Raw genomic sequence first — 26,185 nt, 5'->3', positions numbered from 1 at the left:
TTTTTATATAATACAATCATCTAATAAGATGTTCATCTAATATAAGGAGGGAATTGTATGAGTGAAACTGTCATCACTGTTTCTAACGTAAAACGGGTGTATAAAACAGAGGTTGGCATGTTTAAAAAAACGAAAAAGGAAGTTGAGGCGTTAAAGGGTATTTCATTTACGATCAATAAAGGGGAAATCTTCGGTTTGCTCGGTCCGAATGGGGCGGGGAAGACGACGATGATCAAGCTTTTGACGACAATGCTCATCCCTGATTCAGGGACGATTTCAATACTCGGGATGGACCCTGTCACGCAGCATATGAAAGTGCGTCCTCATATCAATTTCATTCTAGGCGGGGAGCGGAATTTATATTGGCGTTTGTCTGCCTATGATAATCTTGCTTACTTTGCAGATTTATACAAAGTCCCTCGGCAGGAACAAAAGAACGTCATTTTGGAATTACTTGAGCTTGTAGGGCTTGAAAATGTTGCACACCAACGAGTTGAGACGTTTTCAAAAGGGATGAAGCAACGTCTGCAAATTGCAAGAGGCCTTATCAATCGTCCCCATATCCTATTCCTTGATGAGCCTTCGATAGGATTGGATCCGGTCAGTTCAAGGAAGCTGCGTGATATTTTATTGAAGTTAAATGAACAAGGGACGACCATTTTACTGACGACACACTATATGTATGAGGCTGACGAACTGTGCGACCGGATTGCGTTCATCGACAAGGGAGAGTTGATCACGGTAGATACGCCGGAGAATATGAAACGGCAAACAGCTGGTGTGTCAATCATTGAATGCAAGCTGACTGGCGTGGATGCAAGCGTGATCGAAGAACTATCCCGGCTTCCGCATGTGCGACATATGAAGCACGAACAAGACGACATCATGACGACTGTCCGTTTGCAAACCGAGATGCCGCAAGCCGTCATCCCCGAAATTTATAAGTTAGTGGATGAGTCGAGAATTTCGGACTTAGCCATTATGCAGCCGACACTTGAGGATGTCTACGTGCAACTTGTCGGGAGGGATGCGCAATGATGCGAGCCTTGCTTCATACGGTGAAAGTGCAGATGGGCCTTTCAATCGCCCGTCCGATGTTCAAGTTCATCATCATCGTGAATCCGTTATTTTTGGCGACGTTGGCCTTTTTCATTTATGGGAGTTCTTCTCCTGATCGTTTATTCCAATATGTTGTGTTGGGGTCAGGCTTCATGGCTCTTTGGTCTTCGATTGTCTATTCATCGGCAAGCGATGTGCAACGTGAGCGTTTTTATGGGACATTGGAGCTTTTGTTCGTAGCGCCTGTCTCGTTTGCCGCCATTCTGATCGGGAAGATTATCGGTAATATGATATGGGGTTTGATTTCCATGGCTATCGCGTTTCTGTACCTTGTGCTATTGTTCCGGATTGAAGTACCGGCTGTGCAACCTTTATTATTCTTCGGCTCGCTCGTTTTTGTTTTGATTGCCATTTCGGTCTTTTCCTTTTTCCTGTCGCTTGCGTTTACACTATCGCGCCAAACGAATGCATTAATGAATTTCATCGAATATCCGATCTATCTCATTTGCGGATTTCTTTTCCCGATTGCAATTCTACCTGACTGGGTGAAGCCGATTTCCTATCTGCTGCCGCCAACTTGGGCAATCGAATTGCTGCGCAAGACGACTGAAGAGAACGCCACGTTTTCCGAGGTGACAATGCCCTTGTCTGCATTGCTTGCCCTTGTACTGATTTATGTTGTATTCGGGTATTTCTGCTACCGGGCTGTTGAGAATAAAGCCCGCATTAACGGGAAATTGGGGGTGTATTGAAATGGCGGCGGTACAGCGATTTTTTCGGCATAGCGTCCTATCTTATAAGGCATTGTTTGGTTGGCTCGACCCGAAAGTTTATTTATTCGTCATGGTATTGAATCCGTTAAGCCAGCTGCTCTTTTTCGCGGTTCTCGTGAATTATGTTTATGGAGGAGAAGGACTGGCCGGGTACATCGCTGCGAATGCGTTACTGCTCTGTGTGATGAATTCCGTCTTCGGCATGATGTCCGTCATTACATCGGATCGGGGAATGGGAACGCTCCAGCTCGTCATGAGCACACCTTCGAACAAAGCATCGCTCTTCATTTCCAGATCACTTGCTCATGTGCTAAACGGCGCGTTCACTGCAGTGCTTGGATTGGTGTTCGGCATCTTGCTATTCGGGCTTTCCATTCCATTGGATGCTTTCTTGTCACTATTCGTGATCTGGCTCGTCTCCATCTTCTCCGCCTGTGGATTGGGATTGATCATTGCGACATTTTGCTTGTGGTCGCCGTCGATGCATTTATGGTCCAACTTGCTTGCGAGTCTATTGCTTTTGTTAAGCGGCGCGAATTATCCACTTTCCGTCATGCCGGGGTGGTTGGAACAATTAGCAGCTTTTATTCCACTAACGCGGGGGGTCCGATTAACAAAAGACATCGTCAATAATGGTGATTACTCTCAAATGACGACGCTTTTGACTCAGGAATTCCTGTTAGGATGCGTATTTTTCACCATCAGCCTGCTGTTGATTGTTTATGCGGAATACTTGGCGCGTGTGAAAGGAACGATGGATTTGGAATGAAGTATTGTTCGAGTCCTTGATGGGGTTATCTCATCAGGGGCTTATTTGCATGAGAAGTATTTGCAGTATGATAAACTGTAGGAATTAACTCGAAAAAGGGCGGATAGTAATGACAAATTCTTGGCATGAACGGTTTTCTGCAAAAGAATATGTATATGGAAAAGAGCCGAACGCTTTTGTCGTAGAAGCGGCGCAAGACTTACCGAAAGGAAAAGTGCTTTGCATCGCGGAAGGGGAAGGACGCAACGCCGTCTATTTAGCTTCTCTCGGCCATGATGTGACAGCGTGGGATTACGCGCAAGCTGGGCTCGATAAGACACAGCAACTGGCGACTGAACACGGTGTTACCGTGAAGACCGAACTGCATGATTTGGCGGACGTAGAATGGGAAACGGAACAATGGGATGCGATTGTCCATATTTTTGGCCATCTGCCGCCGGATGTCATGGAAAGAACGATGGCAGGTGTTCAACAGTCGCTAAAAGTAGGTGGCTTTTATGTAAGCGAATTATATACGCAGGAGCAGCTTCGTTATGGTACAGGCGGACCGCGTGATGCGGCAATGCTTGCGGATCCGGCGGATATTCTGCAAAAGTTTAATGGATATTTCATCAAACATTTTTACGTTGGAGAAGTAACCCGTAAAGAGGGACAGCTTCATACAGGACAAGCCCATGTCGTGCAAAGTATTTTTCAAAAGAGAGAGGAAGCGTAAAGATGGATGGACGTAATCGAAGTGATGTGAAGCCGGGATTGAAAGTCGCTGTCATTTTGAAAAAGGATCAGCGCACCGGCGTAAAGACGGAAGGCGTCGTCAAGGATTTATTGACCAACTCAAGCTTCCATCCGCATGGCATTAAAGTACGGTTGGAAGACGGGCAAGTCGGAAGGGTAAGCGATATTTTAGAATAAATTTTTTGAATCGCGTCCAAAGCAAGCCGCCGCGCGTCCAAAGTAAAAGGTTCCGCGTCCAAAGCGGGCCGCGGCGCGTCCAAAGTAAAAGGTTCCGCGTCCAAAGCAAGCCGCCGCGCGTCCAAAGTAAAAGGTTCCGCGTCCAAAGCGGGCCGCGCGCGTCCAAAGTAAAAGGTTCCGCGTCCAAAGCGGGCCGCCGCGCGTCCAAAGTAAAAGGTTCCCCGGCCAAAGCGGGCCGCCGCGCGTCCAAAGTAAAAGGTTCCGCGTCCAAAGCGGGCCGCCGCGCGTCCAAAGTGAAAGGTTCCGCGTCCAAAGCGGGCCGCCGCGCGTCCAAAGTCGAAGGTGCCGCGTACAAAGCGGGCCGCCGCACGTCCAAAGTGAAAGGTTCCGCGACCAAAGCAGCTCACCGCGCGACCAAAGAATAATCCAACACATATCAAAAACCGGCGAAAGGACGTCCATTGTCTTTCGCCGGTTTTCCTATTCTACTCTTTCGCCTTATTCAGCGGAATGATCAAGTTCAACAGCACAGTCGCCAACGCGCCGACTGTAATGCCAGAAGATAAAATATAGTTCGCCCAGTCAGGTACAGCTGCGAGTGCTTCTTTCGGCAAGACTGTAACCGCAATCGTCAATAAAATAGGGATCCCGATGACCATCATGTTGCGGTCGTCGATCATAATCGGCTGGATGACTTTCATGCCATTTGTAACGATTGCGACGCAGACGATGCCGAAGATGCCGTTAATGACCGGTTCCGGAATACATGTGATCGCTGTTGACAGTTTAGGAACAAGTCCGAGGCAGACGAGAATCCCGCCGCTTACCATAATGACGGTCCTACTTGCGACCCCTGTAATGGCGAGCAGCCCTGCATTGGAAGAATAACCAGTCATTGGCGTGCTGCCGACGAGCGCACCTGCGAAACAGCCAAGGCCTTCACCAACGGAAGCTCGATTCAGTCGTTTTTCATCCAACTCTTCTCCAGTAACGGAAGAAACAACAAACCATGTTCCTGTCGTTTCAATTAAGATGATCAAGTAAACAAATATCATGGAAATGATGGCGCCCATGTCGAAGATTGGCTTTCCGAACGGCAGCAATGTCGGCAGCGAAAACCATGCCGCCTCTTTGACAGGGCTGAAATCGACCGTTCCAAAGAAGCTTGCCGTTATAATTCCACCTACAATCGCAAGAATAACTGATACAAGGCGGAAAAACGTACCGAGTCCTCCAAGTCTACGCCCCAGTAGCATGCAAATGATGACGATCGCAGCCGATACAGAAGCAACGATAATGTTCTCTCCGATATTACCTTCCGCCAGAAAAATATTGTTCAACCCGATCGGCATTAACGCAATCCCGACGATGATGATAACGGTCCCGCCGACTAATGGTGGGATTACCTTTCTAACTGCTTTGGCAAACCATTTTAGAGGATATCCTAGCAAAGCGACAAGGATGGCTCCGGGAATCAAGCTCCCCGCAATAGCGCCAAGCCCCAGCTTTCCACCGATTGCCGCGATAGCACCAATTGGTACATAAGAAGGGCCTTGAACGACAGGCATTTTGATGCCCGCCCCAGTCTGGATCAACGTCGCGATTCCTGTCGCTAAAAAACACATTTGAATGAAGAATGCTGTATTTTCGATTGTTAATGAAAGCAGCCCCGCAATGATGATAGGAGCAATATACAAATCCATTGCAAGTACATGCTGTAATCCTAGGATGAATGCTTTTGGCGCTCGTACTTTATCATTTACGCCAATTATAATGCCGTTCCCATCATTCTTTTCCACAATTCTTTTCCCCACTTTCGTGTGTTGGCTTATTTAAATTGAATTATAGTTGAAAAACATATTTTTGTATATAAAAACCGAATTATTTTTGGTGGTTGTATATAAATCATTCGGATTATGTATTGACGTTTCCTTTGTTCATTGAGTAAAATGAATATACGATAACAAGTCGGGAGGAAGTTGAAATGGTAGAAGATCAAGTATTGTTGGAAGATTGGATTGTTGCTTGTCGATCTGAAGACGTAAAGGAAAAGCCGATCCAAGTCGTTTTAATGGGGGAGAGGCTTGCCATTTTCCGAAACAGCAAAGGCGTTCACGCATTCAAAGATTTATGTATCCATCGCGGGGCGGCTTTGTCTTTAGGGGAAGTGAAAAACGATTGTCTCGTCTGCCCGTATCACGCTTGGGAGTATGATGATAAAGGCGCTTGCGTGCACATTCCTCAATTGCCGGAAGGACGCGCAATACCTAAAAAGGCTAAAGCCATTTCGTATAGCTGCATCGAGAAATATGGCCTCATATGGGTAAACTTTGCCGGGAATGAACCAGAGATTTTCGACTACAAACCGATGGCGGATAATAGTTACCATAACGTCATTTGGGGGCCGCAGGAAGTTGTTGCGAAGCCGCCACGGATTATTGAAAACTTTCTCGATGTCGGTCATCTTGCTGTCGTACATGTCGGCGCATTGGGAACGGAAACGCATCGTGAAGTGATGGATTACAAAGTGAATAAAGATGGGGACCGTATCTTTTCGGATGAAATTGCGATCTTCCAACCAGATCCAGACGGTTCGGGCATTCCGAAATATGTTTACTACACATATGAAATCCATCGTCCGTTCACGGTCAGCTTCACGAAAAGGGACAAAGAAAACGATACATTGATGACCATTTTATTGACTGTTCGCCCGATTGATGAAGAACGCTCGGTTGCATATGGCATTTTGTCTTTCAATTATGAAACAGGCCTTTCAGACGAAGCGATCATTACATTCCAAGATGAGATTTTCGCGCAGGACAAGCCTATCGTAGAAAATCAAAAGCCAGAAGAACTGCCTCTTGACTTGCAAGTGGAATTATCATTAGTATGCGATCGTATGAGCATCGCGTACAGACAGTATTTGAAGGAACTTGGCGTAGAATTAGGAACTGCATAATAATAAGGTGCCGGACAGATTGTTTCTGTTCAGCACCTTTTTTCTTTTGCATGGATCTTCGAACAAAGTGAACGTAGACCAGCCATTTCCAAATGCTGTATACTTTTACTACATGACTAAGCGCTAAAGCAAAGGGGATGAGTGCATATGTCTAACATTTTGGAGGCTATTCAAGTTAGCAAGGAAATAGAAGGAAGACCTATTCTGCAAAATATCTCGCTTGGATGTTCTAGTGATACGAGGTTATTAATTCGCGGAAAAAACGGGTCGGGGAAAAGCACGCTGCTTAAAATTTTTGCCGGAATCACTGAACCTTCGAGTGGAAAAATAATAGGAAGTACTCAAAAAATCGGTTATGTGCCTGAGCATTTTCCGGAAGGTCTGCGATTCAGAGTGAAAGAGTATTTGTTGTTGACTTCATCTTTTCAAGGTGGCTCGAGAGCTTCTCTTGAAAAAGAAATAATGAAGTTGGCTGAGTTATTCAGTCTAGAACCGTTTCTGCAAACTTCCCTTAAAGCATGTTCAAAAGGAACGAGACAAAAAGTAGGCATTATCCAGGCTCTCACTATGAAACCAGATCTTCTATTATTGGATGAACCTCTTACAGGGTTGGACGCAGAATCTCAGCAGGTCCTCATACAATTGCTGAAAGAAGAACAAATCCCAATCATTTTCACTTCTCATGAGGATACACTCGTTACTAATTTAGCGAAGGAAGTTTTACAGATTGAAACCGGGCAAATCACGCTTCAAATCGGGAAGACAGTACCGAAAAAGAGGATTAGCGTTAAATGCCGTATGAGGGAAGATTTGAAAGACCTTCCTGTCAGTCAATTGCACTTCGATGGAAAGATTGCAGTCTTCACAGTCGAAGGAGATGCAAGTGATCACGTACTGCGAGAACTGTTGCGGAAAAATTGTTCCATTTTGGAAGTGAGGGAGTTGAAGTAATGGTTTCGGGGTTCATTCGCTATCAATTCAGCAGTTATATTCGATCGTTGACATTCATACCACCACTCACAATTTTCATCGGTTGGCTCATTCTTTTCTATACATATAGTGGCGTTCCGATCATGAGCAGTTATGCAGTCACGAGCATCTCGCTATACTTAGTCATGACATGGGTGGCAATGAATGTCTTTGCTTTGGAAGGGGAAAATGAAAAGAATTTACTTTTTGTGCAACTGCCGAGCAAAAGAGATTATTTATGGGGGAAATGGGTTGTTTGCTTTCTTATTGCGTCTATTTTAGGATTCATAGCGATTGTTTATCCGTTGCTAATAAACAGTTTTAAAGAGACACCTCAGCTTGTTCACATAAGCCTAGCGATTTATGGACACCTTTTTTTCGCGGCTTTCGGTATTATAGTCGGTTCGTTTTTTTCCAATATTAAAGTGGAATCCAAAAGATTTGCCTGGTTGTCTGTAATGCTAGTCATCGCTATTTCGATTGCTCAAGAAGGCATTATCGAGAAAGCGAATATCTTTAAATGGTTGCTGCTACCTTTTCCGCCAGTGTCGCAAATTCTTCTTCATTTCACAGATGAAGCGTTATCGATCGATAAAAACTTTTGGACGGATGCCGCTTGGGTTGTCTTCTATTCCTTCATTTATTTTCTACTAATAACCCAAATGTTCTATCGGAAAGGGCGATAAGACAAAATGTAGATGCTGGACGGAATCATACCATTCAGTATCTTTTTTTAATTCGAAATAATGTATACTGGATGAAAGAGAGAGTAAGAGGAGGGGATGGCATGCAAACTTTTTGGGGTGTTCTATCTGTTTTATTCATCATGGCATTGCTCTTTCCGCTTGCTGCAATCGGGTCGCTTATGGCGTATTTTACAGGAATGGACTATCTCATTCCATTTATTGCAGCTGCCTACCTTGCAATTGGAGCTTTTGCTGTCATGTCACGCTTTGAATTGTACAAATACAAGAAGTTCTTCATCATCGGATCGTCTGCTGCATTCGCAATCGCGTTTGTCTACGCCATCCCTGGTATCTATGACAAGACGAGGCCGGTGATTAGTGATGGCCAAGTTGATTTAGTTGAATATCAGCCGTTCAAGGAGAAGACGAAAGCAGTAAAACTTGATAAGCAGGCATCAATACAAATCGAAGATGATTTACCGGTTATCGACGGTGCGACTGCACTTTACCCAATTTACGCAGCATTTGCACAAGCTGTTTATCCGGAAAAAGAATACGATCCGTATAATGGCGAAGTGATGTCGAGCCGGACCGGAGCCGCTTATGTGAATCTCATCAATGGTCGGGCAGATATCATTTTCGCTGCGGCGCCTTCAAAGGCACAAATAGACAGTGCGAAGAATGTTGGCAAGGACCTGAAGCTTACACCGATTGGAAAAGAGGCGTTCGTTTTCTTCGTCAACTCCAAAAATCCAGTGAAAACCTTGACGGAGGATGAAATCAAAGCAATTTATTCCGGCAAAATTACAAATTGGAAAGATGTCGGCGGAAAGGATGATCCGATTCGCGCTTTCCAACGTCCCGAAGATAGCGGCAGTCAAACTGCCCTGCAGAATTTCATGGGTCTGACGCCGATCATGAAACCACCGACAGAGGACGTCGCCTCACTTATGGGCACGGTCATCGGTGAAGTATCCGACTATAAAAACCATAAAAATGCAATCGGCTACACATTCAGGTACTATTCGACGCAAATGGTGAAAAACAATAAAATCCGTCTGCTTGCTGTGAATGGTGTCGAACCTACCGTCGACACGATCCGGTCAGGAGAGTATCCGATTACGAATGAAATTTACGCCGTGACGGCAGGAAGCGACAATCCACATGTCGAAGCTTTCATCGATTGGATTTTGTCGGATGAAGGGCAGGAAATCGTCGAGAAGACGGGGTATGTTCCGGTCAGTAAGTGAACGGATTAAGAGGAAGGAGTTGCATGAACTTGATGGTGGCCCTTTGGCAAGCTTCATTGGTTATATCTTTTCTATCATTCTTTTTTGGCTTATTCACCAAGTCAAAAACGTCATTGCTCATTAGCTTTTTTAATTCTTTACCGATCGCCTATTATTTTTTCGGAGCGAATAATGCATTTAAACTAGTTGCGCTGTGCTCGATTATCCCCTTAGTGATCATGTATTTGTTTTATCGGCATGAAAAAAGGAGAGTGGAATCATGACCTTTACAGAAACGTTAGCAATTAAACATCCGATCATCCAAGCGCCTATGGCGGGCGTGACAACACCGGAATTTGTGGCGGCTGCTGCGGAAGCAGGGGTTTTGGGATCTGTCGGGGCAGGCTATTTATCCGCTGAAGCAACCCAGGATTTCATCCGTGACGTGAAGAAGCTAACGGATAGGGCATTTGCTGTCAATCTATTCGTTCCGGAACATCCAGAAATAGACCAGGAACAACTTCGAAAGGCTTATATGGCATTACAGCCGATCGGCAAGAAGCTTGGCATGCCTTTTTGGAAGACGCCGCTATCCGAATCTTCATTCGAGGGTCAAGTAGATGCAGTCATCGAAGAAGGAGTTAAAATCTGTTCCTTCACATTCGGCTTGCCGGAGGAAACAGTTGTCCGAAAATTAAAGAAGCACAACGTTTTCTTGATTGGTACCGCTACAACTGTCGAAGAAGCAATGCTTGCAGAAAAAATTGGAATGGACGCGGTCGTCGCACAAGGGAAGGAAGCAGGTGGACATCGCGGTTCATTTATCGGCGAACAGCTTGTGCCGCTCGCAGAACTGCTGCCTGAAATTGTTGGGACGGTCAGCATTCCGGTCATTGCGGCGGGTGGAATCGCTAATAAGGAGCATATGAATTATCAACTCCTCCGCGGAGCAGCAGCCGTCCAGATCGGCACAGCACTACTTGCAACAAAAGAAAGCGGGGCACATCCGCTGTATAAAAAGGCGGTCCTGAATGCAGTTGAAAATAGCACAGTACTAACAAATAATTTTTCGGGTAAAACGGCACGAGGCATCCGCAACGAGTTTATTGAAATGACGGATAGCGTCCCGATTGCCCCTTATCCATACCAAAACGACTTGACGAAGAAAATTAGGAGCGAAGCGGCAAGACTCGGCAAACCTGAATTCATGTCGCTATGGGCGGGGGAGAGTGTTCACGAAACAGTTGGCGGGACGATGAAGGAAATTGTCGGGAAGTTTATTGAATAGAGGCTAGGTGTGAAATGAAGGGATTTCTTTTATCGTTATGTCTTTGTGTGTTGCTGGTCGGATGTTCAAAAGAAATCGGTGAGTTGGATTCGAACCCTGCTATAACCAGAGATTTCATTCAAACACATGCGGAAGTGGGCCTATCCAAAAGTGAATTAGAGGAAATCTTTGGGGATGACTATTTCTCTGGAGAAGGGGATTTTGAGTCGAATGAAGTATGGGTGTACGATAAGGTGAAAGATGGCTTTGAATATGAAGTGAGTACACAAATCGTTCCATTTGACGCCATACGGGAAGGAGATGTCGAGTATCAGCTCTACGTAAATTTCGTGGATGATGAAGCGATAATGTATCTGTTTATTTACCGGGGAGCCGACGGAGAACTTTGGCAGTATCAAGTCAATCCGGATGGGACAACACAAGAGCGAAAAATGTAAATGGATGAAAAGCATGCATGGATTCGATACTGGTCGGGTTCATGCTTTTATTCATTTAATTAACAGAAAATAATGATTTAACCCTCGCTTTGAAGTATACTAAACATCAAATATCACAAGTTGCTGGGGGAATGACAATGTTGGATTTGCTTGTGATCATGCTGGAGCGAGTGGGGACGATCGTGGCGGTGGCGTTCATCTTGACGCGCTTCCGCTTCTTTAAAAATATGGTTCACCAAGATTCATTGGACCGAAAGCAGGAGATGACGGCCATCCTGTTTTTCGGATTCTTTGGTATCATTGGCACGTATTTCGGGGTGGCGTTCAATACGCAAACACTTCATTTCAATAGTGTTTCCATCGAATTGACGACGGATGAGGCAATTGCGAATTCGCGGGTCATCGGAATTGTCGTCGCAGGTCTGCTAGGAGGGTATCGGCTTGGCATCGGCGCTGGGTTGATTGCTGGGATCCACCGGATGTCGCTCGGCGGGTTTACGGCTATTTCATGCGGCGTTTCAACGATTATTTCCGGAATATTGGCAAGCGCATTTTACAAACGCGGAAAGCATATTAAGCCACTAGCCGCTTTCGGGATCGGAGCGTTTGCGGAGACGTTGCAGATGGGTCTTATCCTAGTAATTTCCGAGCCGTTTGAAAAGGCACTTTCCTTAGTCCAGACGATCGGGTTGCCGATGATTCTTGCGAACGGGATAGGTACAGCCCTTTTCCTACTCATTGTCTATAATGTCATCAGCGACCAAGAGAAAGCGACTGCCATCCAGGCCCAGAAGTCTTTACGGATCGCCGATCAGACAATCGGCTATTTGCGCAAAGGGATGAATTCGGATACAGCCCTCGCCGTCTGCAATATTCTTTTCCGTGAACTGAAACCGAGTGCTGTCGCCATGACAAATAAGACGGAAATCCTCGCCCATGTCGGGATGGCGGATGACCATCACCAAGCGTCAAGCCCACTCCAGACGTATATTACAAAGAAAGTACTCCAACATGGAGAACTAGTCATCGCCAATGAAGAATCGATTCATTGCGTCCAGGATGATTGTCCGTTAGGGGCTGCGGTCATTGCACCATTAAAATTGCGGGACGAAACGATCGGGACATTAAAACTCTATTATCCTTCTGAAAAGGCCATTACGAACGTTACCATCGAATTGATTGCAGGGCTAAGTTCCCTTCTGAGTAATCAACTTGAAATTGCAGAAGCCGATAGATCCTTCCAGCTCGCAAAAGACGCGGAAATCAAAGCATTGCAGGCACAAATCAGCCCGCACTTCCTATTCAATTCCATGAATATCATCGTTTCCTTAATACGGACAAATCCGGATGAAGCGAGAAGGTTGCTTACATCGCTTTCCTATTTTCTCCGTCAAAATCTTGAAGGGACGACTGCAGAGAAAATAACTTTGGAACAGGAGCTTGCCCATGTTGAAGCCTACTTGAAGATCGAAGAAGCTCGTTTCATTGATAAATTGAAAGTATGCATCGAAGTAGATCCATCCATCCTCCACGAAACGATTCCTCCGCTCACGTTGCAGCCACTCGTCGAAAATGCCATCAAGCATGGCATTAAAGACATGGAGAAAAACAGCATCGTGCAAGTGAACATTCAAGATGAAGGAGACGCGATCAGTATACTTGTCCAAGACAATGGTATGGGGATTGCGAAAGAAAGGCTCCCTCTTCTATGTGCCCATCAAATTGAATCCGAAACAGGTACGGGAATGGGGCTTTACAATGTAAATCGGCGACTAATGATGACATTCGGAAAAGAGGCAGCATTGCATATTGAAAGCGAAGTCGAGAACGGTACGGAAATATCTTTCCAAATACCGAAAATGGGGGTGGTCAGATGAACCGGAAGATTCGTATCATTGTCGTGGATGATGAACGATATGCGAGGGAGGAATTGATCTATTTAATTGAACAACAGCCTATTTTCCAAGTCGTCGGCGAGGCGGATTCCGGGGAGGCTGCCATCATGCAAGCAATTCAACTTCAACCCGACGTTCTGTTTTTGGACGTGGAAATGCCAAAAATGAACGGGATGGATGCGGCAAAAGCCTTGATGGAATTAAAGAAAGTACCCCTCATTGTTTTTGCGACTGCTTATCCGCAATTCGCGGCTGAAGCTTTCCGTATCAATGCGGTAGATTATTTGCTGAAGCCGTACGATGAGGCACAAGTGAAGCAAGCCATCGTTCGGATCCAGGAAAAATTGATGCCGAAACAAAGCACAGAGAAAGCATGGCATTTAGGGAAGCTTGCGATCGAGATGGATGGGGAAATCGATTATATTCCAATCCATGAAATCCTCTATATGTTCCGCAACGAAAAAGTGACGAAAATAATAACATTGAAAAGGGAGTATGAGTTGCGGATGACGCTGAAGGAGTTGGAAAGCAAATTGACACCGTTTTCGTTTTTCCGTATCCATAAAGGCTACCTCGTCAACCTATCGCATGTCAGAAGGCTGACGCCTTGGTTTAACGGTGCTTATCAGCTGGAAGTCGAAGGTCGGAGCGAGAAGCTTTCTGTTAGTCGGAATTATGTCCGGGATTTGCGGCAACGGCTTGAGCTCTACTAAACTTGCATGTTATATCGCCTATCCTACATGTCAATCTACGATTTAGGCATCTTGTGATAGAAGTATCCGTTTTTAGAACATTTCCTTTAAACTGAATGAAACCGCTGTCATTTAGAAAGGGGAATGAGAGATGATTACATTTTTATTTGGTATTGTTTTATTGATTGTCGGTTATTTCACGTACGGCAAATTCATCGAGAAGATGTTTGGAGTGAAAGACAATCGCGCGACACCTGCGTATACGAGCGGGGACGGAGTAGACTATGTGCCGATGAGCACGAAGAAAAACTCGTTAATTCAGCTGTTGAATATCGCAGGAGTAGGTCCAATTTTCGGTCCGATTATGGGCGCGCTTTATGGACCAATCGCGTTCATTTGGATTGTGATTGGAGCAATTTTCGCGGGTGCTGTCCATGACTATTTGACGGGAATGATCTCTATCCGTAACCGTGGGGCGCATTTGCCTGAGCTTGCAGGCAAATTTTTAGGAAAATTCATGAAGCATATCGTGAATGCCTTCGCAATTCTCTTGTTGGTACTTGTCGGAACAGTATTTGTTTCCGCTCCTGCAGGATTGTTGTATAACTTGATGAACGGCTGGATGGCTATGGGCATCATCGTTGCACTTATTTTTGCTTATTATATTCTTGCGACACTATTGCCGATCGATAAGATCATCGGCCGCTTCTACCCGATTTTCGGTGCACTTTTGATTATTAGCGCGGTTGGGGTAGGCGGGATGATGGTCGTCAAAGGGGTTAGCATTCCTGAGTTGACATTTGCTAATATGCACCCGGACAAATTGGCGATTTTCCCACTTTTATTCCTAACTATTTCATGTGGTGCATTATCAGGTTTCCATGCGACACAATCACCGATCATTTCACGTACGACGCAAAAAGAAGGTCAGGGACGCAAGATTTTCTATGGCATGATGATTGCAGAAGCAATTATCGCGATGATTTGGGCGGCGGCGGGAATGGCGCTGTTCAATGGGTATGGCGGCTTGAGTGAAATGTTAGCTGCAGGCGGTCCAGCTTTGATCGTCAGCGAAGCTTCAACAATGATGTTGGGCGCGGTTGGTGGAACGCTTGCAATTCTCGGTGTCATCATCCTTCCGATCACTTCCGGCGATACGGCTTTCCGTAGCGCACGAATGATCATCGCGGATTATTTTAAAAAGCCTCAAGTGAAGATAGCGAGCCGTCTGTGGATTGCTGTACCGATGTTTGTCATCTCCATTGCTTTGACGCAAGTCGACTTTGACATTCTATGGCGGTACTTCTCATGGGCGAACCAATCGACAGCCGTTATCGCATTATTCGTAGGAGCGATGTATCTGTTCATTGCACGGAAAAATTACTGGGTGGCACTCATTCCGGGAACGTTCATGTTGATGGCGACGATGACGTATATTTTGAATGCGACAATCGGCTTCGGATTGCCGATGAATGTCGCGTATATAGGGGCAACGGTGATTTCGCTCTTCCTTGTCGTCCTGTTCTTCTTCGCTGCAGTGCGGGCAAGAGCAGCACAAGTTCCGTTGGAAGAAGACATTTCACATTGGAAAGGTGCAACGACAAACTAAATAAAGAGGCGGCAAGAGCCGCTTAGAGTGTAGACAAAGTCGTTTTTTGACTTTGTCTACACTCGATTTTGATGAGATATTCCATAAATAAGGATTTCCTCAGCCTGATTGAAAACGCTTGTCAAGGAAGGCAACCTAGATCGCCACTTCCTAAAGGGGCCTTAATTTCTGCTAAGAGCGCAGAAATACGGCAAATCGAACCCTTCGCCGTTCGATTGGCGACGGTTGCATGACTCGCATCCTGCGAGCCCGCGCGAAGTTGAGCGAAGACGCGAATACAACTCAGGTTCATGAGCGGACGAGCGATTAAGGAAGGCATCCTAAGAGCGCCGCGTCCTGCGGCGACGGATGCATGACCTACTTTCTATAGGCCGCAACAACGGATGCGAGCGTTTGTCAACAGGCTGAGGCGGCCTAGGCCGCCTCTTTTTACATATACCAAAGCAAGTCGTACTCCATCTTTTTCCCTTGTTCGCTGTCTTGGTCAATGACTTTCCAAATGCCATTCTCCTTGAGAACTTTGTAATAAAAATTGGTCCCATCCGCTTTTTTGAACAGGATGAAGCCATCATTGCCTTTAACGAAAGTTACCGGATTGATCACATTTTTATAAGGCGGTTGGATTTCTGTGCTGAGAATGTTGATTACAATTTCCTCTGCGATATGTGCTAGTGAATTGAAATCATTTTGTTTTTCGGCCTTATAGCGCAATTGGTTGTAGTCGTATCGCTCGTAAGGCAATAAATTCAAGTGGAACGACTGCTTAATATCGATTAGCACTTCTTTATAAAACTTCTGGATTTTCTTTTCTTCATCATCGCCTTCATGCGCAAAGTCGAGCAGTTTGATACCTTTCGGACTTATCCCGAATTGCAATGTCTCCTTGCCGTAGGGCGGATTTTCTGCTGTCTCGAAAGTGTTTACTTGAACTTCCACTGTGAAGGAAAATCCGCCTTTTTCCTCCCTCTGGATGCTCACTATTTTCGCATCATACAATCCATACGATTTGTCGTAGCCGTAATATTCGATGATTCCTTCCGATATATATGGCTGGAGTGTTGTTAGCAACGCATCTTGGATGGATTGTTGGTCATTGGTTGACTGTTCTGCTTTGGACGAAAGAGGATGAATAAACATCGAAGTCATGAGGATCGGAATTATGAAATGCAAAAGTTTCAATCGGGAAACCTCCTAACCGGGTTTTATGCTTATGTTTTCCTATGTGAATGAAACGATACGTTATACAAAAAAATCGCCTTCCATGAAGTCGGTTGAGCTATAATAAATGCAATTGAAAAACAGGTATTGGAGGATGCTATGCGGAAATATTATGGTGAAATCGGATTGCTGCTAACAGCGATCATTTGGGGGAGCGGATTTGTTGGAAGTGCGGTTGCATTGGATTCCTATACGCCTTATCAAATTTTAGCAGGAAGATTCCTAATTGGAGCCGTGTTATTATGTACGGTATTTTATAAAAAATTGAAGTTTATATCAAAAAGTGCATTGATCAAAGGGGCTATATTAGGTGTCTTCCTTTACATAGCATTTGCGTTGCAGACAGTCGGCCTCCAATTTACGACGCCATCGAAAAATGCATTTTTGACAGCGGTGAACGTGGTCATTGTACCATTTATCGGGCTAGCGATTTATCGAAGGAAACTGGATTTGTTTGAAGTGTTTGGTGCATTTTTAGCGATGTTTGGCGTGGCGGTTTTGTCTCTTCAATGGTCAGCAGGCATCAATATTGGGGACTTCCTGTCATTCTGCTGTGCGATTGGCTTTGCGTTCCATATTTTCTATACAGCTCAATTCGTAAAACAGGAAGATCCAATCGTCCTGACAATCGTACAGATGGTGACGGCGACTGTCATTGGCTTCATCGTCGTATTAATGAAAGGCGAGATGGCGTTCAGCATGCAGCCGGAAGGATTGACGTCTTTGCTCTATTTAGGCATTTTCTCGACAACAATCGCGTTTTTATTGCAAACCGTCTCACAAAAATTCATTACCGAAACGAAGGCTGCAATTATCCTTTCGACGGAATCATTATGGGGAATGGTCTTTTCCGTCATTCTGTTGAGTGAAATTCTTACATTTAAGATGGGAATCGGGGCTGTTTTGATACTCGCTGCGATTATTTTATCGGAAACAAAGTTAAGTTTTTTGGCTAAAAGAAGTCGAGTTCAATTATAAAGTTTTTGTTGACCTGTCCCTTGGAGGCAGGTTTATAGTTGGATTAAAGGGAGGGGAGCTATGTTATCGATCGGAAAAACGGCCTATCTTGTCGGGCTGACGACGAAGGCGATCAAATATTATGAGGAAATCGGACTCGTTCAGCCTGCTTATGTAAGTCCAGAATCGGGATACCGGTTTTATTCACAGAAGGAACAGCAACAGCTCGTGCGAATCAAAACATTGAGGAATTTCGGCGTCTCCCTTTCTGATATTTTGCGGGAAGGAGATGACCAAATGGATCGGTTGTTGATGAATCGAAAAAAAGAAATTGAGCAGGAAATTAATGAGCTGCATGGGAAGATGGAAGGAATCGATCAATTACTAACAAAAGGGGAGAAGGAAATGGAAACACGTATTGTGGAAAGCGAAGGGTTTACAGTAAAAGGGTATGAGGTGGTAGGTCCTGTTTCTGAAATTCCAGCTGAATGGGATCGATTGATCAAGGAAATTAATGAGAACAATGTCGTCGTAGAAGAATCGTTTGGCGTCTGCCTAAAGATGGAAAATGAAATCATCCATTATATCGCTGGGCTGAAAGAAGAGTTGACGGAAAAGTTCCCTGACACGAAAGAAGTCGTCATTCCACCTGGCAAGTTTATCGTTGCGAAAGTGGAAGGCGGAATTCCAGGCATCCCGGCTACGTATGACTACATCATTCAAATGGATGATATTCAACTGCGGGATTGCTATGACTTCGAGCGATATATCCATCCTGTCGGGGCTACGGAAGATATCATCGAGATTTGGATGCCGATCGAGTGAGGGCACATAATGTGGAAAAGAATTGAATGTATTGCAGTCTATACTGAAGACATTGAGGAGTCAGTCGTATTTTACGAATCCTTAGGGTTACAGAAGACTTGGGAGACATTTCAGGATGAAGAAAAGAAATGGGCGCTTATTGGAATGCAGTTTCCTGATGGTCTCAGAACTTGTGCTGAAAAATAATCCTGATTTAAAATTTGCTGAAATAGAAATAATCGTTGATGATGTTCGGGAGACATACCAGGCTTTACAATCAAATCAAGAGGTTCAATGGATTCGCACACCGTTTCCAAATACTCTTGGTGGACACGTAGCCGTAATGGAAGCACCTGACAAAAATGTTTTTGTGCTAGTTGGAAAATAGCTATTACAGTCAAGTTATTCAGAGCCGAAAACAAAGGGGGAAATGAAGTGGAAACACGAATCGAATACGTAGAGCAATTTACAGTCAAAGGCTATGAAATGAATGGGGCAGTTACAGAGATTCCGAAGCTATGGGGAAAATTGAATGGAATCATCCGTGAAAATGGTGCTGTTCCTGAACAGTCTTTCGGGATTACGTTAGGCATGGAGAATGGCAACTTTCATTACTTGGCGGGTATTGATGCACAATTGGCTGATGGTTTTATAGATGTGAAGGAATTGCCGATTCCGGAAGGGAAATTCATCGTCGCAAAGGTCGAAGGCGGAGTCGAAGCGATTCCTGTAGCTTTTGATGCATTGTTGCGCAATCCAGATGTAAAGCTTAGACATAGTTATGGATTTGAACGATACATTCATCCGATTGGTTCCGACGGGTATGAGACGGAAGTTTGGGTGGCGATAGAGTAATGCGGGATCTGGCTTTTGCCAGGTCTTTTTTTACTTATACTCCAATTGTGAATCCAAATGGTTTTCGTAACGTAGATAGAAGTAAACGGTTGACGGGGAGTGATGTTGACATGTGGATAATAATACTTCTGATACTCATCAACTTACTTTTATTGAATGTGGTTTATTGTCTATTAAAAATTAGAAATCAATTAAAATTGATTTCAGATCATTTCCATGTGAAAGAAAAAGTAGTAGAAGAAGATACAATTAGCGACGAAGAAATTGAAAAGGAATTGGAGAATGAATTCCTGAAGAAATAAAGCAGCATTTGACAGGAGTGACATCATGAAAGAAATTTATCGAAAGACGTCAATTGCCGGTTTCATCGGCGGTATAGGATTAATCCTATTCTTCATTCTTTATTATTTCATTTGGTATAAGGGCTTCTCCATAAATGGCGATGTTTTGTTGGAGATAGGGATTGGTGGATTGGCTGCGCTTTGTGCGGGATTTTATTTCAAATATGCATATGAAAAGATGGTTGACCCTGAAGTGGTTGAAAGTAAATGGGATATGGAGAGTGTTGGGGAATTGATTTTGAAAAGAGTACCGTCGTTGCTACCAAAAACGTACCATGTCGATCATAACGGACAACCATTATTTCAAATCCAACCTACAAAAGGACGAGTTCGCAATGGCCTTCTCTTTTTCTCGATGTTTGAAAAAGGAAGGGTGTTTCCCATCGAATATGACATATTGTCAATGGAAGGGCTGCCAATTGCAACATTTCATATCAAGAACAATGTGAAACAGTTTACGTTGACATTAAAGAAACCGGATGGCACGGTCATCGGATATTACATACAAAAGCTATCAAAATCGGTAACGAAAAATCGCGGTACCCTTTATCGGGCAGATGGTTCAGTATGGCGACAGCTAGAAGCTAAAAATATGGCGGGCGATATCGATGTAGCAGATGAGGAAGACAGGAGAACTGCATCTTATCGCTTTGGGTTGTTTCCATATGCGGCATATCCTGCATTCCAAAGCACAGCCCATCATGAGCATGTTAGCTTTGGAGTGCATATTTCACCAGAGGAAAAGCTGTCTTATGTGATGATTTTTTTCTTTTGGCTGGATGTGTAGAAAAGCTATCTGAAGGCGAAAAATAATTTTATAAATACAGACCATAAGAGCAAGATTGAGGACGAAAAGGAGGGTGATCACTTGTTAAAATGGGTTCAATCCATTTAGAGAGGAAAAAAAGAGTGAACAGAATTCAGGAATTTAATGAGCTGCATGGGTCAAAGGAACGCATGGGGTTTGCTTTCTGCCCTGTTGAAAGGATTGTGGAATTCCGTGATAGACAATATCAATCTTTCATTTGAAGAGATGTGGGAAAAAATCATCGCTTGTGATCATAAATATGATGGACTATTTTTTACGGCGGTAAAAACGACTAAAATATATTGCCGTCCTTCCTGCAGGTCAAGGAAACCTAAAAAAATGAATGTGGAATTTTACCATGACATGAACGAAGTTGAAAAAGCTGGTTATCGAGCATGCAAAAGATGCCAACCAAAGGCAGAACACTCACCTCATATTGAAATGGTCAGGAGTATCATTAAATATCTAGTCAATCACCATAAAAAAAATGTGGTATTAAAAGATATAGCGGATCAAGTTGGATTAAGTCCATTTTATTTAGAAAGGTTATTTAAACAAGAAACTAAGGAGACACCGCGGACTTATTTAGAAAAAATACGTATAGATAAAGCAGCTCACCTTCTAAAATGCTCGACTTTGACGAACCTTGAGATCTGCTATGAGGTAGGTTTCCGGAGCCCTTCGAATTTTTACAAAGCATTCCGGAATTTAAAAAGCTGTTCACCTAGTGAATATCGAAAGGAATTTCTTCATGAATTGGACGGACTATGAATCGTATTTGGAAATATATCCTCCTGAGGACTTTAACTATGAAGAGTGTTTAATTTTTTTAAGTAGATCCGACAAGGAAATCCTTCATAAAATTGAATCGGAATCTATATATAAACTAATCAAAGTGAAAGAGTCCTTGATATTATGCAAAATAGAACATAGCGATAACTCGATAAAGGTCGAATTTCCTATAAGTACTCCATCGATTCATTTGCGAGAAAAAGTGGCAGAATACATATGGGAATGGTTCGATTTGGAAAGGGACTTAGCAGGATTTTATCAAATGGCTTCTTATGATAAAGTTTTAAAGGAATTAGTCCAAAGTTATAATGGCTTGCGGATTATCTGCATGCCAGACTTATTTGAAGCACTCGTATGGGCAGTCATTGGACAGCAAATTAATTTAACATTTGCATACACATTAAAAAAACGTTTCGTCGAACAATATGGCGAAAGCTTAAGTTTTGAGGGTGAAACGTTTTGGGTATTCCCTTCATTTGAAAAAATAGCTTTTATTAGTATCGATGATTTAAGAAAACATCAATTTACTTCAAGGAAGGCTGAATATATTATCGGCATAGCGAAAACTATGTTAAATGGCGAGTTGACAAAGGAAATCTTACTGCAAAAACAAGATTATGAGCAAGTAAAAAAAACATTAATGATGATAAAAGGAGTTGGAGCGTGGACAGCGGATTACGTTATGATGAAATGCTTACACTTTACTTCTTCTTTACCAATAGCGGATGTCGGCCTTCATAACGCTATTAAAAATGTATTAGAACTAGAAATGAAGCCGACCGTTGAAGAAATTAAAGAATATGCCGCTACCTGGGAAGGTTGGGAGGCCTATGCGACTTTTTATCTTTGGAGGTCCTTGTATGACAAAACAATATAAATTACATTATGAATCACCGATAGGCTTAATGGAAATAATAGGTAATCAAGATGCTGTCAATTCTATCTTGTTCACCGAAAAAAGCGAAAAGGTGAATATGATAACCGCTGAAACTCCTGCGGTTCTAGTGGAGTGCTATACCCAATTCGACGAATATTTTAAAGGTGAACGTTTTGAATTTACATTTCCTCTGCAGTTTGAAGGAACTGAATTTCAAAAAAGTGTATGGGAAGCCTTAAAAGAAATCCCTTACGGAGAAACGGTATCCTATAAGGATATCGCTGTTTCAATCGGCAACGAAAAGGCAATTAGAGCTGTTGGGAGTGCGAATGGAAAAAACAAGTTAAGCATAGTCATTCCCTGTCACAGAATAATCGGTTCAAATGGGAAATTAACGGGTTACGCAGGTGGCCTATGGAGAAAAGAATGGTTACTTCAACATGAGAAGTCTTAGATACAAGACAAGTAGAGTTCGAAAATTATAAACCTTCCTTTTAAAAATACCTACCATAATCCTTTCCCTCATTAAAAGGATTACGGTAGGTATGTTGCCCGTTAACTTATTAAATTTGTATGAGTAACAAAATGATGGAAGATAGACAAAGACAAGCACTAGCTAAAAACAGAAAGGTAAGTACCTGCTTTGGTTTCAGACCAGCACGTAGCAGCCGATAATGGATTTGACTAGCGTCTGCTTGATAGATAGACTTTCCTTGCACAAAGCGCTTGACGATAACAAAGAGATTATCAAAAATCGGCACTCCTAATGCCAGGATGGGAATGAACAATGAGAGAACAGTCGCTTGTTTAAAAGCTCCGTCCAGGGCTATGACTGCAAGTAAAAATCCAAGGAATGTTGCGCCCGCATCTCCCATGAAAATTTTGGCCGGTGGTTTATTGAAGCGTAAATAGGAGGCGGTAATGCCTACTAGAATAATGGCCATCATAGCAGAGTTTGGCTGTCCTTTGGTAACAGCAACAATAAAAAGCGTAACGGCAGAAATCGCAACAAGCCCTCCCGCAAGCCCATCCATGCCATCCGAGAAATTAATTACTGTAGTCACACCGAATATCCATAAAATAGTAAGCGAAAATTGCAAAATAAACGGAAGGGTGACATATTCGCCTGATAGCGGATTTACGAAACCGTTAAACTTAATTCCCGAAGCGAAGACAAGAATGGCTGCGGATACTTGCACGATGAATTTGGGCAGGGCCGGAAAATCCTTGCCCTTCGTTTTATACCAGTCGTCAATCGTCCCAATAGTTAACAGTAATACCCCGCCTACAAAAAGTGCACCGGTTTCCCAAGTAAACTCTCTAGTAAAAAGAAGATAGACGAGAAAAAAACCAATAAAAAGTGCATAACTTGCTGTTAACGGAATCGGCTCACGGTGTAATTTACGTTCCTCGTTTTCCCGTGGTTTGTCCACAAAATCAATATGGAAAGCGAGCTTGCGCAACGGAGGGATTAACCCATAGACTATAAGGAATGATGCTACAAATGCCAATATGTATAAAATTTTACTCACCACCATTAATTTTCTACTATATTTTTTCAATCGAAGATGTTTAATAGAAGGACGTTTGACTCATTGGTTGGTTCCTCGTTACAGGTTCTCTTCCGACCATTTTCCAATGAAGCATATCGCCTACTTGCCCTGATTTTGCCATTCCCAACTTTTCGAGCACCTTGATAGATGCAAGATTGTCCTGTAAGCATTCGGCAATGATTATCTTAACTTGTCCTGAAGTAAATGCCCATTTTACGAGAGCACCTACAGCTTCTGTCGCATATCCTTTATTTTGCGCAGACGGAATAAGGCCATAACCGATTTCCACGATATGGTCTGCCAAAGGTTTTCCTTTAAATCCGATGTCTCCGATAATCTTATTCGTTTCTCTCTCCATAACGAGATAAGGGCCCCATCCTAATTGGCTATCGTCATTTTCAAGTTTGGATAAATGCCCTTTTATATGATTTCCTATTTCATACTCATCAGGCGAAATGGTTGATAGAAATTCAGATGTGCAAGCTATCGCCTTGAGTCTATCCGTGTTGATGATCAATGTTTTAACCCCCTACGCTAGATATTTAGTTAAGTATACTTGAATTTTGATTTTTAAGTGAAAATTATTTTATCGATTGTGTTGACTCTCACGTAACGTCATACTTTATAGTCAATAGTGAAGGGAGGCGGGGAACTATGAAAGTGAAGGAAGTGGCGGATTTGACCGGTGTGAGTGTGCGCACGCTCCATCATTATGATGATATCGGTTTACTCGTTCCGGACGAAGTGACGGAGGCAGGCTATCGGGTTTATTCCGATGAAAATTTGACGACCCTCCAGCAAATCTTGTTCTTTCGTGAAGTCGGCTTCCCTTTAAAGAAAATCAAGGAGCTGTTGGATAGTCCATCGTTCAACCGGTTGGAGGCGTTCGAGCTGCAACGCGACATGCTGCTGTCAAAGCGCCGTCAGTTGGATGTAATGATAAAGACGATCGATAAAACGCTCCAATCCGAGAGAGGAGAAATGACAATGACGAACGAAGAGAAATTCAAAGGATTCGACTTCAGTTCGAATCCATATGAGCAGGAAGCAAGAGAACGGTGGGGAGAAGAAGCGGTCGACAAGGCGAACAAAAATGTTGCCCAGTTCGGCGAGAAAGAACAGCAGGAGATGAATCGGATTTATTCCAATCTAGCGGCACTTCGAGGTACTGATCCTGCTTCAGCGGAAGCCCAGACTGCAATCGCTGATTGGTACACGTTTTTGAATAAAATCGCTCATTACTCACCGGAAGCATTCGCGGGCTTAGGTGAAATGTACGTCGCGGACGAACGATTCACAAAGAATATTGATCAATTCGGTGAAGGATTGGCTGTATTCATGCGGGATGCGATGAAGGCATATGCGAATAAAAACTGACACTGTTAAATAGTATTATTTTCGGCACCCGAATTTTTCGGGTGTCTTTTTAACAGAAAAAACTATCTAGACGTCCTTATCGTGTTGGCGTATTGTTATATAAATAAGAAAACGGGAGGAATTGCAAATGAACGTTGCTGAATTTTGCGAGCGGTATGCGGTAGAGCGAAACGGAACTAATTCATTGAAATGGGATGCACTGGACGTGCGATTCGGAGATCCAGATTTGATTGCCGCTTGGGTAGCTGATATGGAATTTAAAGCGCCGGAAGCTGTTCTTGATGCATTGCACCAACGAATCGAACATGGCGTGTTCGGTTATTCTTTCGTGCCGGATTCTTTCTATGAGGCATTCATTGATTGGGAGAAACGCCATCACGGTTATGTAGTGAAAAAAGAGTGGATACGATTTTCTACAGGAGTCGTTACTGCACTTTACTGGTTCGTCAATGCTTTTACAAAACCGGACGAGTCTGTTCTATTATTGACACCTGTCTATTACCCATTCCATAATGCCGTTAAGGACACCGGTCGTAAATTGGTAACATGCGGACTTGTGAATGAAAATGGAAAGTACCATATCGACTTTGACGCATTCGAGAAAAGCATCGTCGATAATGACGTAAAACTGTTCATCCAATGCTCCCCACATAATCCGGTCGGCAGAGTATGGACTGAAAAGGAATTGACGACAATCCTATCAATTTGCAAGAAACATGACGTCCTCGTCGTTTCGGATGAAATTCATCAAGACCTTGTTATGGAAGGTCATAAGCATATCCCTTCGGCAATTATTGATAATGGAGAATTTGCGGATCGACTCATTACGGTAACCGCACCATCTAAAACATTTAATTTAGCAGGACTCTTAACTTCCCATATTATTATCGAGAATGAACAGCTGCGCGCTGAATTTGATGACTACGTAAAGACAGTGAACCAAACAGAAGTGAATATCCTTGGACTTACTGCTGCGGAAGCAGCTTATCGGCACGGACAAGAGTGGTTGGATGGACTATTGGCAGTCATTCGTTATAACTACGAGCATGTGAAACAGCATATACAGGAAAAAGCGCCTGAAATCATCATCTCCCCATTGGAAGGGACGTATTTAATTTGGCTTGATATGAGGAATGTCATCGAGGAGGGTCAAACGAAAGAGTTCATTCAAGACCGTTGTCGAATTGCTGTCGATTTTGGGGAGTGGTTCGGTCCAGAAGGGAAAGGGTTTATTCGCTTAAACATGGCGACGGAGCCGAGATTTGTTGAACTTGCCGTTGAAAATATTTTGTCGAATCTCGTGAAGTGAAAGTTGCTTTTACTTTA

29 protein-coding genes and 1 pseudogene are annotated in these 26,185 nt (G+C 43.6%); 25 read left to right on the top strand and 5 right to left on the bottom strand.

Translation table 11 applies throughout. The features are described from left to right. Nucleotides 1-57 precede the first annotated feature (57 nt). From AC0L13_RS18285 to AC0L13_RS18265, 5 genes are all read left to right on the top strand, one after another. Entirely contained in the window at nt 58-1,038 is a 981-nt protein-coding gene (locus tag AC0L13_RS18285) for an ABC transporter ATP-binding protein (protein WP_473642149.1), read from the top strand. After that, nucleotides 1,035-1,811, top strand: a complete 777-nt coding sequence (locus AC0L13_RS18280; RefSeq protein WP_473642147.1) for an ABC transporter permease — start codon at nt 1,035-1,037, stop codon at nt 1,809-1,811. Before AC0L13_RS18285 ends, AC0L13_RS18280 begins: the two co-directional genes overlap by 4 nt. Before the next feature lies 1 nt (nt 1,812). Next, nucleotides 1,813-2,601 (top strand): ABC transporter permease, encoded by a 789-nt coding sequence (locus AC0L13_RS18275; protein WP_473642145.1) that lies wholly within the window; start codon nt 1,813-1,815, stop codon nt 2,599-2,601. 109 nt (nt 2,602-2,710) lie between these two features. Then, nucleotides 2,711-3,316, top strand: coding sequence for a methyltransferase domain-containing protein (locus AC0L13_RS18270; RefSeq protein WP_473642143.1), 606 nt, complete (start codon nt 2,711-2,713; stop codon nt 3,314-3,316). Nucleotides 3,317-3,318: 2 nt separating this feature from the next. Further along, on the top strand, nt 3,319-3,513 hold the full coding sequence (locus tag AC0L13_RS18265) for a YwbE family protein (RefSeq protein ID WP_336824712.1): 195 nt from the start codon (nt 3,319-3,321) through the stop codon (nt 3,511-3,513). On the opposite strand, the gene AC0L13_RS18260 is transcribed toward AC0L13_RS18265, so the two are convergent. After that, the gene (locus AC0L13_RS18260; RefSeq protein WP_473642140.1) at nt 3,505-3,975 is read right to left on the bottom strand and encodes a hypothetical protein; all 471 of its coding nucleotides are present in this window, start codon (nt 3,973-3,975) and stop codon (nt 3,505-3,507) included. The genes AC0L13_RS18265 and AC0L13_RS18260 overlap by 9 nt on opposite strands. Nucleotides 3,976-3,998: 23 nt before the next feature. Beyond that, nucleotides 3,999-5,315: a solute carrier family 23 protein gene (locus AC0L13_RS18255; RefSeq protein WP_473647121.1), complete on the bottom strand. Its 1,317-nt coding sequence runs from the start codon at nt 5,313-5,315 to the stop codon at nt 3,999-4,001. 182 nt (nt 5,316-5,497) lie between these two features. Between AC0L13_RS18255 and AC0L13_RS18250 the strand changes: the two genes are divergently transcribed. The 9 genes from AC0L13_RS18250 to AC0L13_RS18210 all read left to right on the top strand — a co-directional run bounded on the left by AC0L13_RS18250 (nt 5,498) and on the right by AC0L13_RS18210 (nt 15,277). Next, nucleotides 5,498-6,472, top strand: coding sequence for a Rieske 2Fe-2S domain-containing protein (locus AC0L13_RS18250; protein WP_473642138.1), 975 nt, complete (start codon nt 5,498-5,500; stop codon nt 6,470-6,472). Nucleotides 6,473-6,619: 147 nt separating this feature from the next. Beyond that, entirely contained in the window at nt 6,620-7,423 is an 804-nt protein-coding gene (locus AC0L13_RS18245; RefSeq protein WP_473642136.1) for an ATP-binding cassette domain-containing protein, read from the top strand. Beyond that, complete coding sequence (locus AC0L13_RS18240; RefSeq protein WP_473642134.1) at nt 7,423-8,127, top strand: hypothetical protein; 705 nt, start codon at nt 7,423-7,425, stop codon at nt 8,125-8,127. The genes AC0L13_RS18245 and AC0L13_RS18240 overlap by 1 nt, the downstream gene beginning before the upstream one ends. Before the next feature lie 101 nt (nt 8,128-8,228). Beyond that, nucleotides 8,229-9,377 (top strand): PstS family phosphate ABC transporter substrate-binding protein, encoded by a 1,149-nt coding sequence (locus AC0L13_RS18235; protein WP_473642132.1) that lies wholly within the window; start codon nt 8,229-8,231, stop codon nt 9,375-9,377. 259 nt (nt 9,378-9,636) lie between these two features. Further along, entirely contained in the window at nt 9,637-10,644 is a 1,008-nt protein-coding gene (locus AC0L13_RS18230) for an NAD(P)H-dependent flavin oxidoreductase (protein WP_473642130.1), read from the top strand. A 14-nt stretch (nt 10,645-10,658) separates the two neighbouring features. Beyond that, a complete protein-coding gene (locus AC0L13_RS18225) occupies nt 10,659-11,081 on the top strand; it encodes a PhoU family transcriptional regulator (protein ID WP_473642128.1) in 423 nt (140 codons plus the stop codon). A gap of 137 nt (nt 11,082-11,218) precedes the next feature. Then, on the top strand, nt 11,219-12,958 hold the full coding sequence (locus AC0L13_RS18220) for a LytS/YhcK type 5TM receptor domain-containing protein (RefSeq protein ID WP_473642126.1): 1,740 nt from the start codon (nt 11,219-11,221) through the stop codon (nt 12,956-12,958). Continuing rightward, entirely contained in the window at nt 12,955-13,689 is a 735-nt protein-coding gene (locus AC0L13_RS18215) for a LytR/AlgR family response regulator transcription factor (protein ID WP_473642124.1), read from the top strand. Before AC0L13_RS18220 ends, AC0L13_RS18215 begins: the two co-directional genes overlap by 4 nt. 130 nt (nt 13,690-13,819) lie before the next feature. Then, nucleotides 13,820-15,277 (top strand): carbon starvation CstA family protein, encoded by a 1,458-nt coding sequence (locus AC0L13_RS18210; RefSeq protein ID WP_473642122.1) that lies wholly within the window; start codon nt 13,820-13,822, stop codon nt 15,275-15,277. 429 nt (nt 15,278-15,706) lie between these two features. Here AC0L13_RS18210 and AC0L13_RS18205 read toward each other — a convergent pair whose 3' ends face one another. Beyond that, nucleotides 15,707-16,456, bottom strand: a complete 750-nt coding sequence (locus tag AC0L13_RS18205; protein WP_473642120.1) for a DUF3888 domain-containing protein — start codon at nt 16,454-16,456, stop codon at nt 15,707-15,709. Between the two features lie 138 nt (nt 16,457-16,594). On the opposite strand from AC0L13_RS18205, the gene AC0L13_RS18200 reads away from it, so the two are divergent. From AC0L13_RS18200 to AC0L13_RS18160, 9 genes and pseudogenes are all read left to right on the top strand, one after another. After that, entirely contained in the window at nt 16,595-17,473 is an 879-nt protein-coding gene (locus AC0L13_RS18200; RefSeq protein ID WP_473642118.1) for a DMT family transporter, read from the top strand. 60 nt (nt 17,474-17,533) lie between these two features. Then, entirely contained in the window at nt 17,534-18,277 is a 744-nt protein-coding gene (locus tag AC0L13_RS18195; protein WP_473642115.1) for a GyrI-like domain-containing protein, read from the top strand. A 9-nt stretch (nt 18,278-18,286) separates the two neighbouring features. Further along, a pseudogene (locus AC0L13_RS18190) lies at nt 18,287-18,644 on the top strand (VOC family protein). 47 nt (nt 18,645-18,691) lie between these two features. Beyond that, on the top strand, nt 18,692-19,111 hold the full coding sequence (locus tag AC0L13_RS18185) for a GyrI-like domain-containing protein (RefSeq protein WP_473642113.1): 420 nt from the start codon (nt 18,692-18,694) through the stop codon (nt 19,109-19,111). A gap of 110 nt (nt 19,112-19,221) precedes the next feature. Next, a complete protein-coding gene (locus AC0L13_RS18180; RefSeq protein WP_473642111.1) occupies nt 19,222-19,413 on the top strand; it encodes a hypothetical protein in 192 nt (63 codons plus the stop codon). Nucleotides 19,414-19,438: 25 nt separating this feature from the next. Further along, complete coding sequence (locus AC0L13_RS18175; RefSeq protein ID WP_473642109.1) at nt 19,439-20,239, top strand: hypothetical protein; 801 nt, start codon at nt 19,439-19,441, stop codon at nt 20,237-20,239. Between the two features lie 216 nt (nt 20,240-20,455). Next, nucleotides 20,456-21,031 (top strand): bifunctional transcriptional activator/DNA repair enzyme AdaA, encoded by a 576-nt coding sequence (locus tag AC0L13_RS18170; RefSeq protein WP_473647119.1) that lies wholly within the window; start codon nt 20,456-20,458, stop codon nt 21,029-21,031. Then, nucleotides 21,012-21,929 carry a DNA-3-methyladenine glycosylase family protein gene (locus AC0L13_RS18165; protein ID WP_473642107.1) on the top strand — a complete coding sequence of 306 codons (918 nt, stop codon included), beginning with the start codon at nt 21,012-21,014 and terminating at the stop codon, nt 21,927-21,929. Before AC0L13_RS18170 ends, AC0L13_RS18165 begins: the two co-directional genes overlap by 20 nt. After that, the gene (locus tag AC0L13_RS18160) at nt 21,913-22,383 is read left to right on the top strand and encodes a methylated-DNA--[protein]-cysteine S-methyltransferase (RefSeq protein ID WP_473642105.1); all 471 of its coding nucleotides are present in this window, start codon (nt 21,913-21,915) and stop codon (nt 22,381-22,383) included. The genes AC0L13_RS18165 and AC0L13_RS18160 overlap by 17 nt, the downstream gene beginning before the upstream one ends. Nucleotides 22,384-22,492: 109 nt before the next feature. Here the strand turns inward: AC0L13_RS18160 and AC0L13_RS18155 are convergent, their stop codons facing one another. Next, nucleotides 22,493-23,467 (bottom strand): MraY family glycosyltransferase, encoded by a 975-nt coding sequence (locus AC0L13_RS18155; RefSeq protein WP_473642103.1) that lies wholly within the window; start codon nt 23,465-23,467, stop codon nt 22,493-22,495. Nucleotides 23,468-23,501: 34 nt separating this feature from the next. Beyond that, entirely contained in the window at nt 23,502-23,999 is a 498-nt protein-coding gene (locus AC0L13_RS18150) for a GNAT family N-acetyltransferase (protein ID WP_473642101.1), read from the bottom strand. 137 nt (nt 24,000-24,136) lie between these two features. On the opposite strand from AC0L13_RS18150, the gene AC0L13_RS18145 reads away from it, so the two are divergent. Together AC0L13_RS18145 and AC0L13_RS18140 are read left to right on the top strand one after the other, a co-directional pair. Then, the gene (locus AC0L13_RS18145; protein ID WP_473642099.1) at nt 24,137-24,859 is read left to right on the top strand and encodes a MerR family transcriptional regulator; all 723 of its coding nucleotides are present in this window, start codon (nt 24,137-24,139) and stop codon (nt 24,857-24,859) included. A 127-nt stretch (nt 24,860-24,986) separates the two neighbouring features. Then, nucleotides 24,987-26,168 carry a MalY/PatB family protein gene (locus AC0L13_RS18140; RefSeq protein WP_473642096.1) on the top strand — a complete coding sequence of 394 codons (1,182 nt, stop codon included), beginning with the start codon at nt 24,987-24,989 and terminating at the stop codon, nt 26,166-26,168. Nucleotides 26,169-26,185: the final 17 nt, after the last annotated feature.

The organism is Sporosarcina sp. QA0331 (assembly GCF_055808055.1).
This window is presented reverse-complemented; position numbering and strand designations above follow the sequence as displayed.

Coding starts and splice junctions, on each gene's coding strand:
- AC0L13_RS18215 (WP_473642124.1), top strand. CDS start 12,955: ATGAACCGGAAGATTCGTATCATTGTCGTGGATGATGAACGATATGCG.
- AC0L13_RS18285 (WP_473642149.1), top strand. CDS start 58: ATGAGTGAAACTGTCATCACTGTTTCTAACGTAAAACGGGTGTATAAA.
- AC0L13_RS18140 (WP_473642096.1), top strand. CDS start 24,987: ATGAACGTTGCTGAATTTTGCGAGCGGTATGCGGTAGAGCGAAACGGA.
- AC0L13_RS18195 (WP_473642115.1), top strand. CDS start 17,534: ATGTTATCGATCGGAAAAACGGCCTATCTTGTCGGGCTGACGACGAAG.
- AC0L13_RS18260 (WP_473642140.1), bottom strand. CDS start 3,975: ATGGACGTCCTTTCGCCGGTTTTTGATATGTGTTGGATTATTCTTTGG.
- AC0L13_RS18240 (WP_473642134.1), top strand. CDS start 7,423: ATGGTTTCGGGGTTCATTCGCTATCAATTCAGCAGTTATATTCGATCG.
- AC0L13_RS18265 (WP_336824712.1), top strand. CDS start 3,319: ATGGATGGACGTAATCGAAGTGATGTGAAGCCGGGATTGAAAGTCGCT.
- AC0L13_RS18250 (WP_473642138.1), top strand. CDS start 5,498: ATGGTAGAAGATCAAGTATTGTTGGAAGATTGGATTGTTGCTTGTCGA.
- AC0L13_RS18270 (WP_473642143.1), top strand. CDS start 2,711: ATGACAAATTCTTGGCATGAACGGTTTTCTGCAAAAGAATATGTATAT.
- AC0L13_RS18200 (WP_473642118.1), top strand. CDS start 16,595: ATGCGGAAATATTATGGTGAAATCGGATTGCTGCTAACAGCGATCATT.
- AC0L13_RS18275 (WP_473642145.1), top strand. CDS start 1,813: ATGGCGGCGGTACAGCGATTTTTTCGGCATAGCGTCCTATCTTATAAG.
- AC0L13_RS18230 (WP_473642130.1), top strand. CDS start 9,637: ATGACCTTTACAGAAACGTTAGCAATTAAACATCCGATCATCCAAGCG.
- AC0L13_RS18145 (WP_473642099.1), top strand. CDS start 24,137: ATGAAAGTGAAGGAAGTGGCGGATTTGACCGGTGTGAGTGTGCGCACG.
- AC0L13_RS18220 (WP_473642126.1), top strand. CDS start 11,219: ATGTTGGATTTGCTTGTGATCATGCTGGAGCGAGTGGGGACGATCGTG.
- AC0L13_RS18165 (WP_473642107.1), top strand. CDS start 21,012: ATGAATTGGACGGACTATGAATCGTATTTGGAAATATATCCTCCTGAG.
- AC0L13_RS18180 (WP_473642111.1), top strand. CDS start 19,222: ATGTGGATAATAATACTTCTGATACTCATCAACTTACTTTTATTGAAT.
- AC0L13_RS18245 (WP_473642136.1), top strand. CDS start 6,620: ATGTCTAACATTTTGGAGGCTATTCAAGTTAGCAAGGAAATAGAAGGA.
- AC0L13_RS18175 (WP_473642109.1), top strand. CDS start 19,439: ATGAAAGAAATTTATCGAAAGACGTCAATTGCCGGTTTCATCGGCGGT.
- AC0L13_RS18225 (WP_473642128.1), top strand. CDS start 10,659: ATGAAGGGATTTCTTTTATCGTTATGTCTTTGTGTGTTGCTGGTCGGA.
- AC0L13_RS18210 (WP_473642122.1), top strand. CDS start 13,820: ATGATTACATTTTTATTTGGTATTGTTTTATTGATTGTCGGTTATTTC.
- AC0L13_RS18235 (WP_473642132.1), top strand. CDS start 8,229: ATGCAAACTTTTTGGGGTGTTCTATCTGTTTTATTCATCATGGCATTG.
- AC0L13_RS18155 (WP_473642103.1), bottom strand. CDS start 23,467: ATGGTGGTGAGTAAAATTTTATACATATTGGCATTTGTAGCATCATTC.
- AC0L13_RS18160 (WP_473642105.1), top strand. CDS start 21,913: ATGACAAAACAATATAAATTACATTATGAATCACCGATAGGCTTAATG.
- AC0L13_RS18280 (WP_473642147.1), top strand. CDS start 1,035: ATGATGCGAGCCTTGCTTCATACGGTGAAAGTGCAGATGGGCCTTTCA.